Raw genomic sequence first — 353 nt, 5'->3', positions numbered from 1 at the left:
ACGCTGCTGCGGCGACGCTGCCGAGTACGCCCGGCCAGCAGCGGCTCGCCGAATTGCTCGCAGGAGAGCTGCGCGCACTGGGACTTGAGAAGGTTGTCCTGGACGATCATGCCACCGTCACCGCAATGAAGCCGGGCACCAGACCGGGCGCGCCAAGGATCGGCTTCATCGAGCATCTCGACACGATCGACACCGGCCTCTCGCCGACGATCCGCCCGCGCATCCTGCGCTTCGAAGGCGAGGATCTTTGCCTGAATCCGGAGAAGGACATCTGGCTGCGCGTGGCTGAGCATCCCGAGATCCGCCCCTGGATCGACCAGGACGTCATCGTCGGGGATGGCACAAGTGTGCTC

1 protein-coding gene is annotated in these 353 nt (G+C 65.4%); it reads left to right on the top strand.

Annotated features, from left to right (window positions below; genetic code table 11):
* The coding region (locus AB4Y92_RS26835) for a hypothetical protein (RefSeq protein WP_441822387.1) at window positions 1–353 on the top strand (353 nt) is incomplete at both ends.

The organism is Lysobacter sp. TAB13 (genome assembly GCF_052113885.1).
GTDB lineage: Bacteria > Pseudomonadota > Gammaproteobacteria > Xanthomonadales > Xanthomonadaceae > Lysobacter > Lysobacter gummosus.
Note: the sequence above shows the minus strand (reverse complement) of the source record. Positions and strands in the feature narration are given on the sequence as shown.